General features: G+C 59.1%; 15 protein-coding genes. 7 read left to right on the top strand and 8 right to left on the bottom strand.

Annotated elements, in window-relative coordinates; genetic code table 11:
• Positions 1–418 precede the first annotated feature (418 nt).
• The 3 genes from ACTQVX_RS02175 to ACTQVX_RS02165 all read left to right on the top strand — a co-directional run bounded on the left by ACTQVX_RS02175 (position 419) and on the right by ACTQVX_RS02165 (position 3,338).
• The gene (locus ACTQVX_RS02175; protein ID WP_441546402.1) at positions 419–1,618 is read left to right on the top strand and encodes an MraY family glycosyltransferase; all 1,200 of its coding nucleotides are present in this window, start codon (positions 419–421) and stop codon (positions 1,616–1,618) included.
• A gap of 159 nt (positions 1,619–1,777) precedes the next feature.
• On the top strand, positions 1,778–2,827 hold the full coding sequence (gene trpS / locus ACTQVX_RS02170; RefSeq protein ID WP_427794591.1) for a tryptophan--tRNA ligase: 1,050 nt from the start codon (positions 1,778–1,780) through the stop codon (positions 2,825–2,827).
• Between the two features lie 217 nt (positions 2,828–3,044).
• Entirely contained in the window at positions 3,045–3,338 is a 294-nt protein-coding gene (locus ACTQVX_RS02165; protein ID WP_195838532.1) for a DUF6485 family protein, read from the top strand.
• A 421-nt stretch (positions 3,339–3,759) separates the two neighbouring features.
• Here the strand turns inward: ACTQVX_RS02165 and ACTQVX_RS02160 are convergent, their stop codons facing one another.
• From ACTQVX_RS02160 to ACTQVX_RS02135, 6 genes are all read right to left on the bottom strand, one after another.
• Positions 3,760–4,080, bottom strand: coding sequence for an MGMT family protein (locus ACTQVX_RS02160; protein WP_441014804.1), 321 nt, complete (start codon positions 4,078–4,080; stop codon positions 3,760–3,762).
• Between the two features lie 193 nt (positions 4,081–4,273).
• Positions 4,274–5,128 (bottom strand): DegV family protein, encoded by an 855-nt coding sequence (locus ACTQVX_RS02155; protein ID WP_441048219.1) that lies wholly within the window; start codon positions 5,126–5,128, stop codon positions 4,274–4,276.
• Positions 5,129–5,247: 119 nt separating this feature from the next.
• Positions 5,248–5,697 carry a MarR family winged helix-turn-helix transcriptional regulator gene (locus tag ACTQVX_RS02150; RefSeq protein WP_154515655.1) on the bottom strand — a complete coding sequence of 150 codons (450 nt, stop codon included), beginning with the start codon at positions 5,695–5,697 and terminating at the stop codon, positions 5,248–5,250.
• A 163-nt stretch (positions 5,698–5,860) separates the two neighbouring features.
• Complete coding sequence (locus tag ACTQVX_RS02145) at positions 5,861–6,580, bottom strand: B3/B4 domain-containing protein (RefSeq protein ID WP_441546401.1); 720 nt, start codon at positions 6,578–6,580, stop codon at positions 5,861–5,863.
• Positions 6,581–6,804: 224 nt separating this feature from the next.
• Positions 6,805–8,475: a phosphoenolpyruvate carboxykinase (ATP) gene (gene pckA, locus ACTQVX_RS02140; protein WP_427719537.1), complete on the bottom strand. Its 1,671-nt coding sequence runs from the start codon at positions 8,473–8,475 to the stop codon at positions 6,805–6,807.
• A gap of 262 nt (positions 8,476–8,737) precedes the next feature.
• Positions 8,738–10,309, bottom strand: coding sequence for an L-lactate permease (locus ACTQVX_RS02135; protein WP_441540563.1), 1,572 nt, complete (start codon positions 10,307–10,309; stop codon positions 8,738–8,740).
• 177 nt (positions 10,310–10,486) lie between these two features.
• On the opposite strand from ACTQVX_RS02135, the gene ACTQVX_RS02130 reads away from it, so the two are divergent.
• A complete protein-coding gene (locus ACTQVX_RS02130; RefSeq protein WP_441546400.1) occupies positions 10,487–12,061 on the top strand; it encodes a lipopolysaccharide biosynthesis protein in 1,575 nt (524 codons plus the stop codon).
• A 317-nt stretch (positions 12,062–12,378) separates the two neighbouring features.
• Here ACTQVX_RS02130 and ACTQVX_RS02125 read toward each other — a convergent pair whose 3' ends face one another.
• Positions 12,379–13,218 (bottom strand): metallophosphoesterase, encoded by an 840-nt coding sequence (locus ACTQVX_RS02125; protein WP_441540561.1) that lies wholly within the window; start codon positions 13,216–13,218, stop codon positions 12,379–12,381.
• A 262-nt stretch (positions 13,219–13,480) separates the two neighbouring features.
• Between ACTQVX_RS02125 and ACTQVX_RS02120 the strand changes: the two genes are divergently transcribed.
• Positions 13,481–15,082 carry a potassium/proton antiporter gene (locus ACTQVX_RS02120; RefSeq protein WP_441540560.1) on the top strand — a complete coding sequence of 534 codons (1,602 nt, stop codon included), beginning with the start codon at positions 13,481–13,483 and terminating at the stop codon, positions 15,080–15,082.
• Positions 15,083–15,420: 338 nt separating this feature from the next.
• Here ACTQVX_RS02120 and ACTQVX_RS02115 read toward each other — a convergent pair whose 3' ends face one another.
• Positions 15,421–15,612 (bottom strand): hypothetical protein, encoded by a 192-nt coding sequence (locus tag ACTQVX_RS02115; RefSeq protein ID WP_441068325.1) that lies wholly within the window; start codon positions 15,610–15,612, stop codon positions 15,421–15,423.
• 115 nt (positions 15,613–15,727) lie between these two features.
• On the opposite strand from ACTQVX_RS02115, the gene ACTQVX_RS02110 reads away from it, so the two are divergent.
• Both ACTQVX_RS02110 and ACTQVX_RS02105 read left to right on the top strand, forming a co-directional pair.
• Complete coding sequence (locus ACTQVX_RS02110; RefSeq protein WP_441540559.1) at positions 15,728–16,084, top strand: nucleotide pyrophosphohydrolase; 357 nt, start codon at positions 15,728–15,730, stop codon at positions 16,082–16,084.
• Complete coding sequence (locus ACTQVX_RS02105; RefSeq protein ID WP_441540558.1) at positions 16,077–17,819, top strand: DNA/RNA helicase domain-containing protein; 1,743 nt, start codon at positions 16,077–16,079, stop codon at positions 17,817–17,819. The genes ACTQVX_RS02110 and ACTQVX_RS02105 overlap by 8 nt, the downstream gene beginning before the upstream one ends.
• The last annotated feature ends 98 nt before the right edge of the window (positions 17,820–17,917 follow it).

The following is a 17,917-nucleotide window of genomic DNA, read 5'->3' as shown; positions in this document are numbered from 1 at the left end:
GGAATCGATAAAGTGTCGCTTTATGATGTAGGTATTCCGCCCCCCGCGGAGCAACTGGGTGAACCGTCGCGTTTATTTAGGGAGCCCACACAGTCGTACGTAGTACAGGTATCCTTCGTTGTTAAGGACGCTGGAACGGTCGATGAGGGCACCCACCTGTTTTAGGTGGGTTCATTTTCGTAACGTGGGGGGTGGTTTTCTTTTTCCGTTTTTGCCGAACATCAATGTTGCATAATCCCCACGGTTCCCAAAGAGCACCCTGCAGAGCCTCACCACCATCCCAATATCTGGTAAGCGCGTGATTATCGATCGGCGCGATTCCCCGCACCCCCTTTGGTCGAGTATCATGGGTCAGCTATACCCTTTGCGGCATGGCATCCTTTGACCTTTTCCTTCGACGCTTGGCGGTTTTTGATACATGGCTTCATCCACGAGCTACATACCGTTCCTTTGCGTGGCAGCCGCGGCATATATCACGACCTTCCTCACGGTGCCCCTGGTTAAACGTCTGGCAATCAAGCTCGACGCCGTTGACTATCCTTCAAAACGCCGTATCAACACCAAGCCCATCCCGCGCTTGGGAGGTACGGCGGTCTTTTTGGGCCTGGTCGTTGCCTGCATCGTTCAGATTATGGGCACCTGGCATCTGGGCTGGCCGCCCGTCTTGGTCCCGCATCCGCGCCTGCACATTAGCTACCCCATGCTGGCGCTTTCTTTTACCGTCATTTTTGCGACCGGCGCGATCGACGACGTCTTCCAGCTTAAGCCCAAGCAAAAGCTCGCCGGCCAGGTCCTCGCCGCGCTCATCGCCTGCGTGGGTGGCCTAAAAATCGGCGTCATCCTCAACCCGCTTGCCCCCGGCGAAATCATGCTCGGCTGGCTCGCCTACCCCATCACCGTGGTCTACCTGGTGGCGTTCACCAACATTATCAACCTTATCGACGGCCTCGATGGCCTGGCCACAGGCATCTGCGGCATCGCATCGTTCACGATGTTCTCGATGGCCGTTCTCTCGGGCCGCATCGATGCCGCCGCGCTCTCCATCGCGTTGTTTGGCGCCTGCCTGGCCTTCTTGCGCTACAACTTCAACCCCGCGAGCATCTTTCTGGGCGACTCGGGGTCGCTGCTGCTGGGCTTTGCGCTGGGCTCCATTTCGCTGCTTAATGTGAGTCGCACCGCCGCGCTCACCTCGCTTATCATTCCGCTCATCGTTGCCGGTGTGCCCATCATCGACACGTTTAGCGCCATCGTGCGCCGCAAGCGCGCCCACATTAGCATTGGACAGGCCGACAAAGGCCACATCCACCACCGCCTCATTCAAGAGGGCTATAACCAAAAGCAAGCTGTGCTGCTTATCTATGCCTGGTGTGTCCTGCTTTCGGCCGGTGCGGCCGCCATCAACCAGGTCGAAGTCCCCATGCGCGTGCTCATCTTTACCGTCCTTGGCATTGGCTCGGCAGCCTTCGCCAAGCACCTGCACCTGTTTGAGCCCGTGCTACGCCACCATTACAACAAGCGCACGCACGAAGACGAGCTGATAACCCCCGACGACCCCGCCTTTAAGCAGGAGGAGCAAGCGGCCGAGGAGCGTAAGGGAGAGCGCCACCACAGGTATTAAGGTTTGCTGCAGAAGGTTGTTCTGCTTACCGTCGGCCGCTCGTGACCGCGCCTCGACCGCCACGCATGCCTCGCCTTACCACCCCCTTGCCCACTTTCGCCCGCCCCTCTCAATAAACGCGTTATCATCTTGACCCATGAACATACGTTAGGAGCAATCATGCCAAACGAGAACAGCTACGAAGTCGCGCTGCAAAAGAGCAACGCCATTCGCGAGGGCCTGGCCAAGACGCCCGAGAAGTTCACCATGCTTACCGGCGACCGCCCCACCGGCCGTCTGCACCTAGGCCACTACTTTGGCACCCTCAAGGGCCGCGTGGAGTTGCAGAATATGGGAGCCAAGACCAACGTGCTCATTGCCGACTACCAGGTCATCACCGACCGCGACACCACCGAGCACATCCAGGACAACGTGTATAACATGGTCATGGACTACCTTGCCTGCGGTATCGACCCCGACAAGACCATGATCTACACGCACTCCGCCGTGCCCGCCGCCAACCAGCTCATGCTGCCGTTCCTGTCGCTGGTCTCCGAGGCCGAGCTGGCTCGCAACCCCACCGTCAAGGCCGAGATGGAGGCCTCGGGCCACGAGCTCACCGGCCTTCTGCTCACCTATCCGGTACACCAGGCCTGCGACATCCTGTTCTGCAAGGGTAACGTTGTGCCCGTCGGTCGCGACCAGCTGCCGCACATTGAGCTCACCCGTACCATCGCCCGCCGCTTTAACAACCGCTACGGCAAGGTGTTCCCCGAGGTCGACGCGCTGCTGTCCGAGACCCCGCTGCTGCCCGGCCTGGACGGCCGCAAGATGAGCAAGAGCTACGGCAACGCCATCAATATCTCGATGACCGCCGAGGAGACGGCCAAGCGCATCAAGAAGAGCCAGACCGACTCCGAGCGCATGATTACGTTTGATCCCGAGAACCGCCCCGGCGTGTCCGGCCTGCTTTCGACCGCCGCCATCTGCACCGGCCGTTCCGAGGTCGAGATTGCCGAGGAGATTGGCATGGGCGGCTCTGGCCAACTCAAGAAGTACGTGACCGAGGCCGTCAACGGGTACTTCGCACCTATCCGCGAGCGTCGCCAGCGCTACGAGAACGACCTGGACTATGTGAAGGACGTCCTGCACGAGGGCAACCGTCGTGCCAACGAGATCGCCGAGCAGACCCTGGCCGAGGTTCAGGACGCCATGGGCATGGTGTACTAGTCGAGAGCAATAAACAACACTCAAACTAAACCGCCGCGATTGGCACAATCCTCGTTGCGGCGGTTTTGTTTTCTTCAGAGGTCGGTCGCCGAGATATTCAGCCGCTTGGCAGAACCCCTAAGTCGCAAGCACCTTGAGGCTATATCCTGTTAAGCAATGACACCCTATTGTTTAACATGCGGCAGCTTTTACGGCAGACCCGACCGGAAGGAGTCCCATGAGCTCAGTTGCGTTTTGTACCTGCAACGACCGGAAATGCCCATTTAACCCTGTCAACCACGAGAAGGGCTGCACACCGTGTATCGCTAAGAATCTGCACGAGCACGAGATTCCAACGTGCCTGTTCAACGCGATTTCTCCCGATCGGCTTGAGGCCGATAAAGACGAGTGGTCGTGGCAAGCGTTCGCGCGGCATGTAGAAGCATATCTGGGAAGCGACAGCCCAAGAATCCCCGCAGGCGAAGAAGCGCCGCAGGGATTTACCAAGATCGGTTGCTGTAAGCGGGACTAACAATCAAAGTTAGTACCCCCCCTAAAACCAAACGTCAGTACCTCATTATGGGATAACAGACCTGATGGGTTTGCCCCATGCTTACAGGAAAGCGCCCGCCGACCATGGCAGCCGACGGGCGCTTTCCTGAAGTACACCGTTGAATCGCACAGAGGGGAGGAATGCGAATCAAACTCAACAGGGCAGGCTTTTCCATCGCCTACGGCCTGCTCCGTTGCTGCATACAATATAGTTCACCGTTGTTTACTTTGTAGCATCAAACCGCGCCGCCACACCTTCTGCATAAGTTAACCCCGTTAAACCTGCCAATTAGGGACAGGTTTATTTTGGCAGGTTTTATCTGGGGAAACATCAATGGAGCCAGCGTTCCACCACAAAGAGGACAGGCACCTTTGTGGTGGTCTTGGCCACGGCAGAGCCGCTAGAGCCCTGCTGGCCAACGACAGGCAGCCAAGTCGACGTGCATGGGGTCGACAAACGTCACGCCCTCCCCCAGCAGAAGTTCGCGCTGAGCATCGGGGCCGCCAAACGCAAAGCCCTCGCAAATGCTGCCATCGGCAAACACCACACGATGGCAGGGAATCTCGCCGGGGCGCGGATTGCTGTGCAGCGCATAGCCCACGTACCGCGCACTTCGTGGACGGCCGGCGAGCAGCGCCACCTGGCCGTACGTGGCAACCATCCCCTCAGGGATCTGCTCGACTACCTCGTACACCCGCTCAAAAAAGCCCTCAGACGCCATCGATGCTCCTTTCCGCCCGCAACAGCATAAATCAAATGATCCCTCGGGGACGGCAGGGTTGCTGATCATTTGCGGCCTCCGTGAGGCCGATGGTCCGCAACCCCGTCATCGCCGAGGGATCACATGGCATGGCAGGTAGCGTTTGCCCAGATAAAACCTGCCAAAATAAACCTGTCCTTTTTTGGCAGGTCGGTTAGTTGGCAGGCTGGAAGAAGGCTACGGCTACGGCACCGGGGCCTACATGGGTGCCGATGGTGGCGCCGATGGTGTGAACGGGCAGCTCGCCCTCGGTGTGGCCAGCCCACAGCGCGGCGCTGTCCTCGATATACTTCCTGAGCACCGCATCCGAAAGGCCCGTATAGCCCAGCGCCAGCGGCATGGAAAAGTCGACGCCGCCCGCCTTTTCGACCTTTTGGTTCAGCAGGTTGCGACCGTTCTTGGAACCGCGCGCCTTGCCCAGCTGCACGATCAGACCGTCCTCGGCAGCCACCACGGGCTTTACGTTGAGCAGCGTGCCCACGGCGCCGGCCGCAGCAGACAGGCGACCGCCGCGCACCAGGTACTCCAGCGTCTCGAGTAGGCCGATAACCACCACGCGGTCGCGCACGGCCTCAACCGCCGCCGCGATCTGAGCCGCGCTACGGCCCTCGTCCACCAAGCGCAGGGCATACTCGACCAGTACGCGCTCGCCCAGGGTGACGTTGTTGCTGTCTACCACGAACACATCGCCGCCCGGTGCCTCGGCAAGTGCGGTACGGGCACTCTGATTGGTGCCGGAAAGCTTAGCGCCCACGGTAATAATCACGGCCTCATCGCCGGCTTCACGAACCTCGGCGATAGCCTGCGAAAACGCGTACGGGTTGACCTGGCCGGTCTTGGGCAGCTCATCGCGCTCCACGAGCATCTCGTAAAAGCGCTGGTGATCGATGTCGACGCCATCCATGTACACATCGGTACCAAAGGTAACGGATAGTGGCAAAACAGCCAGTGCCGGGTGCTCCGCCGGCGACATATCGCTTGCGGAATCGGTAATAATGCGGACGGACATAGCGAATCCTTTCTTGCGCAGGTCCCGCGCAGGGAATTTTGACAGCAATGCCCCGGCACGGTATACGCGCTCAAACGGGACGATGCAGTTGTTAATGGGAAGCAAATGCCTAGGCGGCCCTACAGCTCGCGCAGGGTGTCGAGAATCGTACGCAGCGACGCGTACATCTGCTCGCGCTGCTCCACGCCCATGGCCTTGCCGGTGGCGTCGAGCACCTCGCGAATAATGCGATCGGCCTCATTCATGCTCTCGCCGCCCAACGTGGTCAGGCGAACCGGAGCGCGATACTTAACGGCGGCATCGCCCGAATCATCGACCTCGACGTAGCCGCCCTCTTCCAGATGCGCCAGCGTGCGCGAGACGGCAGCGCGGGTCACGCCTGCCATGCGGGCGAGGTCGGCACCAGTCAGGCCGTCCTTGCTGCGCTCAAGATAGTACAGGCACATGATATCGGAACCCTTAAGGCCCAGCCTTGCGCCCTCAGATGCCTTAATGCGCTGGATCTCCTTGTAGAGCCCGCTAATCAGTCCGACAAAATCCTCAAAACGTGTCTCGTCGTTCTGCTGCATGGGAGACGACCGCCTTTCGCTTACATGATGCTAACGGGTAAACATCTTAGCCGTACCCAGCGATCGCAAGCCCCGAACGCCCTAATTGTTAACTCATCAACATAAAAACCACCACAAAGGGGATAGCACCTTTGTGGTGGTTTGTGTGGTGGTTTGGCCCGAGCTAGAGTTCCACGCGCGGGTTATCGCGGGTCACAAGCGTCTTGACGACAACCGTCGCTCCCAGATAGCGCTCAAGCAGCTCGGCTAAGCGATCGATCGCGGCCTGACAGTCCCCCATTCGCTCGGGCCCAACACACTCAATCGCCAGGAACGCATCGGCAGAATCGTCGGACAGAGCCGTTCGAACGCCGTCGCGCCAGTTCCAGCAGCGGCACACGGCACCCGCATCATCGATGTAGGCGAGCTCGCCGGGCAGCGTCGGGTCATCCGCCTCCTCGCCAAGCGGCAGGAACGCATCGCCACCGTCGGTCACCTTCAAGCGAAGGTCTCCCTCAATCGCGTGCAAATCCTCGCCTCCCACGGGCAGCGCGTAGGTCAGCGACACCGTGTTGTAAATATCCACCGCCGGTGTGATATGACCGACCGGCTTGCCCTTGAGCACGCGCTTGAGCAAGTTCTCGATCGAGCAGCGGGCGCCCTTTTTAGTCTTGAACAGGCGATAGGCCTCGCGCCAAGCCTTGACCGGCGCGTTCTCGCTGATGGTATCGCTTGTCAGGTGGCGCTCCGCATCGATATTGGCGCGATCGAGCAGCGCCGCAATCGCGTCCACGTCCTCTTGAGGAATCGTAGCCGCGGGCTTCATGCCCTTTACGACCACGACGCCGACCGCCGCCTGTGGAAATAGCTCCCAAAATGAATCCTCGGCAACAAAGCTCTTCATACGTGCTCCTTTCGCAATTCGCGCCAACGCGAGCGCCTAAACAAAAAGCGCCCTTACAACGGCCACCTTCAAAGTCCTACGGTGCCGTCACAAGAGCGCTTACGCTGTCCCCATCCGGAGAAGGGGACGATATGTCAGGCGCATTGTAACCCGAGTCATCCACACGAGCAAAACCATCACAAAGGCGCCTGCCTCTTTGTGGTGGATATGGACTCGAGGCGACGCTAGTGGCGGAGTCCCAGCAGGCCGCGGCCGCGATGACGGGCCTCGGCGGACACCTGAGCGTGCGGGCCGGCGGCCTTGACGGACTCGGGCAGGTGCGAGTACTTCTTCTCGAAGTTCTCCTCGAACATCACCGCCAGGTTGTGCGCGGCCTCGTCGTAGCGCGCTGTGCTCTGCCAGTACTGGCGCGGCACCAGGATGCCGTCCGGCACACCGTGGCACGTGGTGGGAATGTCGACATTAAAGATATCGTCGTGCAAGAACTCGCTGTCCTCGATGGTACCGTCGAGGGCGCGTGCGACCAGGGCGCGCGTGTAGGCAAGCTCGATACGATGGCCCACGCCATAACCGCCGCCAATCCAGCCGGTGTTGAGCAGATAGACGCGGGTGCGACCGTCGGCGATACGCTCGCCGAGCATCTTGGCATAGACCATGGGGTCGAGCGGCATAAACGGCTCTCCGAACAGCGAGGAGAACGTAGGCGTGGGCTCGGTGACGCCGACCTCGGTACCGGGGATCTTGGCGGTGAAGCCCGTCACAAAGTGATACATGGCGGCATCGGCCGTCAGGCGCGAGATAGGCGGCAGCACGCCAAAGGCATCGCAGGTCAAAAACAGCACGACGCTCGGGGTGGTGCCCATGCCCTTGGTCCACGCGTTGGGGATATGCTCGACGGGATAGGCAACGCGCGTGTTGTGCGTGATCGAGACGTCATCGTAGTTGGGCTTGCGGTTCTCGTCGAGCACCACGTTTTCGCAGATCGCGCCAAAGCGAACGGCGTTGAAGATCTCGGGCTCGTGAAACTCGTCCAAGCCCTCGCACTTGGCGTAGCAGCCGCCCTCGATGTTGAAGATGCCCATGTCGGACCAACCGTGCTCGTCGTCGCCGATCAGCAGGCGCGTGGGATTGGCCGAAAGCGTGGTCTTGCCGGTGCCGGACAGGCCAAAGAACACGGCGGTCTCGTGCGTGACGGGATCCATGCTGGCCGAGCAATGCATGGGCAGCACATCGTCCTCGACGGGCAGCAGGTAATTCATGACGCTGAAGATGGACTTTTTAATCTCACCGGAGTAGCCGGTGCCGGCAACCAGAATCACGCGTTCCTGGAAGTTGATGACCACGGCGGCGCTGGAGTTGAGGCCCTTGATGGCAGGGTCGCACTGGTACCCGGGTGCCGCGAGCACGCAAAAGTCCGGCTCGCCGGTGCGCGCAATTTCGCGAGCGAGCGGACGGGCGAGCATCTGCTTAATGAAGAGCGCCTGGCTCGCGCGCTCGCAGGCAACGAGCAGGCGACGCGTGTGGTTGCGGTCGGCACCCGCCATGCCGCGCGTGACGAACACGTCGCGCTCGTTGAGGTAGTCAACGATGCCGGCCTTGATGGCCTCGTAGCTCTCAATCGAAAGCGGGCGGTTGACGGCGCCCCAGGCGATCTTGTCGTGAACATCGGGGGTGTCAACGATAAAGCGGTCGTTGGGAGAACGGCCGGTGCGCTCCCCCGTCTCGATTACCAGCGCGCCGTTGGATGCCATGCGGCCCTCTTCACGGCGGATGGCGTGCTCGACGAGCTCCGCAGCAGGTAGATCGACCAGCAGACGCGGCTGATTCTCGGCGGGATCTTCGACCAGCGTAATACCAAAGTTGGACAGAACTTCTGCAGGGGTAACACCAGGCATGGGGCCTCCTTTAAAAGCGCGTCACGCGGGCGCGGCGCGCACTTTACTCACGTAAAGCCCGTTGTACCCGATATGCAAAAACGTTTTTGCGGCAAGGGCGGCAAGCCCGCCCAACGGTCAAAAATCCCAGGCAAGCGGCCTAGTCATTGGGTAGTCATTGGGGACGTTCTTAAACGACGAGTCGTTGGGGACACTCTTGAACAGGCAACATTCAAGGAGTGTCCCCGGATGCCGGCACAAAAGGAGCGTCCCTAAGTGCCAACTATAGCGGCAAGCCTTGGCCGAGCATGGCGATGGCGCTCATGAGGACCAGCATGCCGGCGGCGTAGGGCAGGACGGCGCCCAGGAGCTCGGCATCCTTGCCGCGCACGTGCACGGCGGCCAGGCCGATGGCAAGCGTCTGCGGCGAGATCATCTTGCCGGCAGCGACGCCAAGCGCGTTCAGCGCGACCATCCAGTAGTCGCTCACGCCCAGCGCGGTGGCAGCCTGGCTCTGGATGGGACCAAACAGCATGCCAGAAGACGTGCCCGAACCGGTCACGAATGCACCGACCGCGCCGATCCACGGAGCCAGAATCGGGTACAGGCCACCGGCGACCGCAATGCAAAACGCGCTGATCGAAGAGATCATGCCCGCATAGCCCATAACCTTGGCACAGCCCAGAACCGAAAGCATGGTAATGACCGTCGGCATCATCTGCTTGACGGTCGCGGCCAGCACCTTGCCCATCATGCGCGGCGAAGCACCCTGAATGGCGCCGCCGACAAACGCCGCCAGGAAAATCCAGACGCCCGGCGTGTTGATCCACGAAAACGTGAGCGTGCCGGGGTTCTCGCCGCAATACACCTGCACCTGGCTCGCAAACGGTGCGAGCGCAGCATGCACGGCAGGCACCAGGTTAGACGTTCCCAACAGCAGCACAAAGATCAGGATGAAGCACGACCAAGCCGAAAGCGCCGACTTAGCGGTGAGCTGCTCGCCGGCCTCGATATTCATGTGGAAGCGTGCGTCCAGATGCCCCGACTTCTCGGCACGTATGGCAAGCGCAGCTGTCAGCGCGAGCGAAACGATGGAACCGACGACGACGGCAAGCTCGGGACCCACAAACATAGCAACGACAAGAGCCGCACCGGCAAAGGACACGCCGGAGAGCACGGCGATGCCCGCCACGCCGTTCAGGCGCTCGGCAACGCCCGCAACATTACCCTGGTCATCGGCGACACGACCCGCAACCAGCACGATAAACAGAGGCATCATCGCAAAGAAAGGCGCCAACTGCACCATCTGAACGGTCGCCAAATGCAGCGGATCCAGGCCCACCAGACCGGCAACGGACACCGTGGGAATGCCAATGGAGCCGTAGGGCGTGGGCACGCCGTTGGCCAGCAGACAGATGAGCACGGCGGGCACGGCCTCAAAGCCCAGGCCCGCGAGCATGCCGGCGGGAATAGCGACAGCGGTGCCAAAACCGGCCATGCCCTCCATAAAGCCACCAAAGCACCAGGCCACAAGCAGCGCCAGAAGACGGCGATCGCTGCTGATGGAGGTGATCATGCTGCCGATCACGTCCATGGCGCCCGTGCGAACGCACAGGTTATACGTGAACACCGCGGCGATGATTACCAAAACGATGGGCCACAGGGCCATCAAAAAGCCTTCGAGCGAGGCGGTCGCGATCTGTGCTGCCGGCAGGTGCCACCATGCGAAGGCAAGCACGCACGAAAGGACAAACGATCCGATGGCGGCTTTCCAAGCTGGCCATTTAAAGCACAGCAGCATCACGACAAGCCAAATGATCGGCACAAGAGCCAGCAAGAATGCGGCGACGTCCATAGGTAGAAGCTCCTTGGTGCCGCGCGGGCGGCATCGTGGTATCACATAACTTCAACAGGATACCGCACGCTCACCGACAATTTACTGCCGCCCCCCGAAAATATTGAACGATCCGTTCAAAAACATGAGTGACACCGTCGCGTCTATACTAGAACGCAGCAATAGAAAGGACCCGCCTTGAGCATCTCGCCCCTCGATAGCATCCGCCGCGCCATCGCCCGCCGCAACGGCATCGCCAACCCCGCCGTATCGGGCGGGGCGCACGGACAGGGCGGACGCATCGAGAATGGCCTCTTCCCCGCCTCGCACACCGCCGAGGAGCTCGCGCGCATCCAAGAGCTGAGTCAGCGCAACGCCGGCGGGCCAAATAGCGGCCAAGCCACACGCCGTCGCCGCGAGCGCGATCGCCAGCCCGGCCCCATCCGCCGCATGGTCAATGCCTGGTGGAACCGCCTGCTCGGCGCCGTCTACGGCGGCGGCTTCTCCACGCAAGAAGCCGAATACGAGGAGCACGCCACCAGCCGCGACTACCTTTGGAATACCCTCGGCACCGCCGTGTGGGGCATGGCGTTTCCGCTGCTCACTATCGTGTCCACGCAACTCGTGGGCGCCGAAGAAGCCGGCAAGTTCTCCATCGCCTTTGTCACCGGCACGCTCATCATGATCGCGTGCAACTACGGCGTGCGCAATTTTCAGGTCTCGGACATCGACGAGAAGGCGTCCTTTGCCTCCTACCAGCTCAACCGCTGGCTTTGCGGAGCTCTCGCCCTAGGCTGCGGCCTCATGTACAGCAGCGCCCGCGGCTACGACGCGCACATGGCGACGATCGGCCTGGGCGTCTACCTGTATAAGGTGATCGACGGCATCGCCGACGTGTACGAGGGCCGCCTGCAGCAGGCCGACAAGCTCTACCTAGCCGGCATGAGCCAAACGCTGCGCTCCGTCAGCGTCATCGCGGTCTTTAGCGCGGCACTGTTCCTCACGCGCAGCATGCCCATCGCGGCCATGGCCATGGGTGTCACAGCAATCGCCTCGCTTGTGCTGGTCACCGCCCCACTCGCCCTACTCGAGACCGAAAAATCGCGTCGCGTGAGCATACGCGAAGTCGGCCGCCTCTTTGCGCAGTGCGCCCCGCTCTTTGGCGCGCTCTTTTTGTTCAACCTTATCGAGAGCATGCCCAAGTTTGTGATGGAAGGCACGCTGGCCTACAAATATCAGCTGTACTTTAATGCCCTATTCTTTCCGGCGCAGGCCATTTTGCTGAGCATTGGATTTATCTATAAACCGCAGCTCTTACGCTTGTCGAGCATTTGGGCTAACCCGCGCAAGCGTCGCCGCTTTGACTTAATTATTGTCGCCGTCATGGCGCTGATCTTGGGTTTCACTGGCGCATGCGCCGCGTTTATGGCAGGCCCCGGCATTCCCCTTATGAGCTTTATGTACGGCCTCAACTTTGAGCGCTACCGCACATTGGCGCTGCTGATGGTCGTCGCCGGCGGCATCACCGCAGCCATCGATTATATCTACGCCATTATCACAGTGCTGCGCCACGCCGGCGATGTCACCAAGATCTACCTCATTTGCTTTGCCGTGAGCGTGGTGGTACCGATGGTCCTCATCAACCTACTGGGGCTGATGGGTGCCGTCGTGAGCTACCTGCTCATCATGGCCCTACTGCTGGTGCTATTGATTGTCGAGTACGCCCACATTCGCCAGCGCATAGAACGAGCCCGCAACCCGTACGGTGTCTAATTAGCTGCCTCGGCCACCGGAATTTGCGATGGAATTACCCGGGCTGGGGTCTTGTTGCGGACAATATACATCACGCAAAACTAAGTGAGTAGACTTTTACCGAATCCCCGACCACACCGACAAAGCACAAGTCTGTGACCTGCGGTTTTATTGAGGCAAACATGTTGGGTGCTCGGCATTTCCAAAAAAGTCTACTCACTTAGCCAGCGGGCAGCCAAATGATTACTTAATCCCCGTCCCAGAAAAATCATTTGATGGGCAGAAGGGCAAAAGTAGTCAAAAAAGCCCCGTCCCAAATTAGCTACCCTTTGCACCGATTACTCGCCAGGGAGAATGTTTGCATAGAACTCGGCCCCGTCGTCCAGGCGCAGAATGCCTACACGGCCGAACTCGGAGCCGGTGGCGGCGGCACAGTCGATGTCGATGCGGTCGGGAACGCCGGCGGTATCCTCGCCGCCCAGGCGCACAATCTGCCCGCGGCCCGACTCCTCATCGAGCCCTGCCAGGCCGCCAACCTCGCAATAGCGCCCCAGCGACACCGTGGGCGTGTGGCCACTCACCACGACCGGACCCTTGCCCTCGGCAGAAAGCAGCCCCGTCGGGGCATCCCAATAGCCATGCCGAATCCACAGCAGGTCATCGGACGACTGCACGGCGAGCATTTGCTGCAGCAGCTCGCTATCGGCATCGACGGCTCCCCTGCCATCAGCGCAATCGACACCATGCTCAAGCAAAAACGCACGCGCCGCCTCGGTCTGAATGCCGGCGTGCACCAGCAGATACGGACGCTCGGCAGTCTCTGCCACCGCATAGAGCGGCAGGGCGGCAGCCCAGCGCACCAGCTCCTCGTATGCCTCAAACTCCATTTCGTTGAGCTGCTGGCGCGTGGTCCATCCGCCGTTGATATCCCAGGTCTCGGCATCAAGCGGGTCCTGGCCAATGATCGCGTCGAGCATAATCTGCTCGTGGTTACCCTTAAGCACGCGAGCGTTGGGCAGCGAGCGCACCAAGTTAATGACGCCGACCGGGTCGGGACCGCGATCGACCATGTCGCCCAACACGTACAGCGTGTCGTCGGACGCCAGCGAGATCTTGGAAAGGGCCTCGTCCAGCGCGCGCACGTGCCCGTGAGCATCGGATGTCACATAGATCGCCATGGAACGCCTTTCCCTGCATTACGGCCGAAGCCCGGAGCCACAACTAAAACTTCAAGTTGAACTTAAACGTTACCCATTGTACTCCGTTGCAATAAAGCTGGGAAGTAGATACGAGCCGCCGCCAATAGTCTAGAAAAACGGCTCCGCCTTTGACGATATCACGAACGCCCTCCGTTCAACCCATAAACCCACCATCTTTTGGTACAAATAACCGCAGACAACTGACCGTGCCACGCCAACCTCCCAGGAGCGGACACTATCCATGAACCAGATACTTCTTTTTATCGGCCTCGTCATCATTTTGTGCCTGACCATCAAACCCGTCGGCAAAAAGCTTCCCTTCCCCACCCTGCTCATCTTTATCGCGCTGGGCATGCTGTTGGGCGTCAACGGCCTGGCTCACATCGACTTTAACGACTACGCGCTTACCGAAACCGTCTGCAGCACGGCGCTGCTGTTCATCATGTTCTACGGCGGCTTTAACACCAATATCGACCGCGCCAAACCTGTCGCCGCACCCGCGGTACTGCTGAGCACGCTCGGCGTCGTCATTACCGCCGGCATCACGGGCGCCTTTGCACACTTCGCGCTAGGCTTCGACTGGATCGGCGGCCTGCTGCTGGGCTCGGTCGTGGCGTCGACCGACGCAGCGAGCGTCTTTAGCGTGCTGCGCGAGCACAACCTGTCGCTAAAGGGCGGCACCGACTCGCTGCTCGAGGTCGAATCAGGCTCCAACGACCCTGTCGCCTACATGCTCACTGCCGTGCTCGCCACCCTCGCGGCGGGCGGCGACATTAACATCCCTGTGCTGCTGGCCAAGCAGATCATCCTGGGTGTGGGCCTGGGCCTTGCCATCGGCTGGGCATCGGGCCGCCTGATTGAGCGCGCACACGCAACGGCCGAGGGCGCGCAGACCATCTTTTTGTTCGCCGTGGCGATCGTCGCCTACGCGCTGCCGAGCTATCTGGGCGGCAACGGCTTTTTAGCCGTGTACCTTGCCGGCATCGTGCTAGGCGCGAGCGACATCACCGGTAAGGTCGAGCTGGCGCACTTCTTCGACACCCTCACCGAGATGGCCGAAATGACCATCTTCTTTTTGCTCGGCCTGCTCGTGACGCCCGCCCGCCTGCCGCAAATGCTGCTACCGGGCCTGGCACTCATGGCGTTTATGCTCTTCGTGAGCCGCCCCATCGCCGTCGGTCTGCTCCTGGCGCCCTTTAAGACAAACCCCCGCCAGGTAGCGCTCGTAAGCTGGGCGGGCCTACGCGGCGCGGCTTCGGTCGTCTTTAGCCTCTTTGCCGTGGTGGCCGGCGTTCCCGGTGGACATGACCTGTTTGACCTGGTCTTTGTGATTGCCGTGTCGAGCATTGTGGTGCAGGGTTCGCTACTGCCGGCGGTGGCGAAGAAACTCGACATGATCGATGCAGCAGGCGATGTACGCCGCACGTTTAACGACTACCGCGACGAGGACGGCATGTCGTTTGTTAAGCTCAAGGTTGGCGCGGGGCATCCGTTTGCCGGGCGCTCGCTTGCCGATATTGGCAACGCTACGAACATGCTCGTCGTCCTGGTGCTGCGCGATGGCGCGCATCCGGTACTGCCCAACGGGGATACTGTGATCAAGGAAGGTGACCTGTTGGTGATGGCTGCCCCGACGTTTGAAGAGCGTGCCGAGGTTACGCTGCGCGAGGTCACCGTGACACCCCACGGTCGCCTGGCGGGGCTGCGCCTGCGCGACGTGCCGCAAGGCAAGCACCCGTTTATCGTCGTGATGCTCAAGCGCGATGGCCAAACGATCATCCCCGACGGCAACACCCATATATACGCCGGCGACAAAGCCGTCATCGCCACCCTGGCGTCGTAGCGGCCAGGGGCAGCCGTCCCGAATTGGCTACATTTGAGCACCAATCGCCCCGGCTGGGGTCTCGTTGCGAACAATTAGCGCCTCTCAAAACTAAGTGAGTAGACTTTTGCCGAATCGCCGACCATGTCACCAAAGCACAAGTCTGTGACCTGCAGGTTTATTGAAGCAAATTAGTCGTGTGCTCAGGATTTCCAATAAAGCCTACTCACTTAGCCAGCGAGCAGTCAAAATAGAACGGTCGTGAGCTCATTAGACTCCATTGCAACGGCTTATCGTGCATTTTCGCGCAGCTGCGGATGCAGGCGCCCTATGCCAAATTAGCTACCCTTGTCACATTCCTAGTCATCGTCGACGGCAAAATCACGGAGGTCGAGGCCTTCGCGTTCGGCTCGGTCTAGAAGCTCTTGAGGGGACTCATCCTCGATATCCACTACGTCGAGCATGGCAGCCGGAAAGCCCACGCCCACTGCACTCCCCGCGCGATCGAGCAGGCTCTCGCGCAGTTGGTCTACGTCCACATCGATCTTCATGGTGTAACCTCCCACCGGGGAATCGCGTCCAAACAAACCGCACATCCCAAATGATGTGCAATAAACCCCAGATACGGTCATAATAAAATAATGAACATCTGGGAGGTTGCGGACGATGGATAAGCTCGATGCCATGACGGAACAAGTCAGAGATTTTTGCGACGATCGAGGCTGGCGCAAATATCACACGCCAAAAGAGCTTGCCATCGGCATGGCGACTGAGTCCTCCGAGCTCCTTCAGCTCTTTCGTTTTATGAGCGACGAGCGCATTGCAGAAATGTTCGAAGACACCGAGCAGCGCCAAGTCATCGAAGACGAAATTGCCGACATGCTTCTTTTCCTCCTGCGTTTTGCCGATTTAAATAGAATCGATCTCCCAGCTGCGCTCTCGTCCAAACTCAAACGCAATGGCGAGCGCTACCCCATCAACGCATCATCCAACGAATACAGAAAGGCGGGCCACCGTGAGTAATGAGTTCGCCCTTCGGCAATACACGCTTCCCCTGCCCCAGCCCTTTGAGACAAGCGAATCGCTTCAGGACTTTGGAACGCCAAAGCCTGGAGCCCATCATGACGAAAGTTGGCCCGTCCTTTACATTCTTACCAACAGCAGAAACAAGACGGCATACATCGGCCAAACAACCAACTACCAGCGCCGTATGAAACAACACGCTGCAAACGTGGACAAGGATTTCGATCGAACACTTCTGATCGACAACCCTACATTCAATCAATCAGCGACATTTGAGTTTGAAAACAGGCTCATCGAACTGTTCTGTGCCGACGAAAAATACCAGGTCACCAATGCCAACAACGGCTATGCCCAATTCGATTATTTTGAGCGGCCTCAATATCGCCAGAAGTTCCGAGACCTCTGGACAAAGCTTCGCGAAGAAAACTACGCGATTCATCCGATTGAAGAGCTCGAGAACTCCGATCTGTTCAAGTTCTCGCCTTTCAAGACGCTTACGCCCGACCAATACGAAACGATCGAGACGATTTATAAACGTCTCGAACAGGAGCATGAAGACACAAAACATGGCGGCTCAAAAAGAGAACGTATAACCGTCGTGAATGGCGCGCCGGGAACAGGTAAAACAATCCTCGCCATTAGTCTCATGTTCAAAATCAAAAATGAGCCCAACCTTTCCGGCCTGCGAGTCGGTTTTGTCACCCCGATGGATTCTCTGAAGAAGACCCTCAGGAAACTCACGCACTTCCTTCCAGGGCTAAAGCCTGGCGATATCTTGAGCCCCAGTGACGTAACCAAAAATGATCGTTATGACATCCTACTTGTCGACGAAGCACATCGACTGGGTAATTATCTAAGCATGGGCGCCGGCATTGGGGCTTTTTACAACACCTGCGATCGCCTCGGCCTTCCGCATACGAGCAACCAGGTTGACTGGATATTCAAATGCTGTGACAAGGCGTACCTGTTCTACGACCCCAAACAGCAGGTTCGCGCATCCGGACTCAATCGAGACGGCCTTGAGCAGCGACTCAATCAGCTCGAAGAAGCGGGCATTGAAACTGAAGAGTTCAGCCTAAGCACACAAATGCGCGTACGCGGTGGTGACGAATACCTCGATTTTGTCTATGACTTACTCAACAACAAGGCGTTTATGCATACCGGCATGAAGTTCAACGAACTCTTTTCATCGGAGCCTTACGATTCGCGAGCCGGGGATCCGGACAGCGATATCCCCAGATACCAGTTTGGAATCGTCGACCGATTTGAGGATTTCTGTTCCCTGCAGCAAGCCAAGGAAGAAGAAGTTGGTCTATCCCGCATGACGGCAGGCTTTGCGTGGAAGTGGGAAACGAAGAAACACAAAAACGCTTTCGACATCGTCATCGAGGGTATCCCCAAACGCTGGAACTCAACCCAAAAGGATTGGGTTAATTCTGCCAACGCCGTCAACGAGGTTGGATGCATCCACACGGTGCAGGGCTACGACCTCAATTACGGATTCGTCATTCTGGGGCCAGACATTTACTACGACACCGATAAAGGAGCCGTCTGCGTTAACAAAGCGAACTTCAAAGATGCCGTCGCAAAGAAAAAGGCGAGCGAAGATGAGCTACGGAAGATTATCGTCAACGCCTACTATGTCCTCATGACGCGTGGCATGCTGGGAACGTATCTCTATGTGTGCGACCCCGCGCTCAAGGAGTATTTGTCGCGGTATATCCCGGTGATTTAGACGCAGGACAGACGTCGCAAATCTAAGGCGTTACTCAAACGTTAAACACACGAACATATTTTCGTGTTTTATACTTGAGCTAGACAACCACAGCATGG

It is taken from the genome of Collinsella sp. LCP19S3_A6 (genome assembly GCF_052122015.1).
Taxonomy (GTDB): domain Bacteria; phylum Actinomycetota; class Coriobacteriia; order Coriobacteriales; family Coriobacteriaceae; genus Collinsella.
The sequence above is the reverse complement of the archived record's forward strand: the minus strand, read 5'-3'. Positions and strand labels throughout refer to the sequence as shown.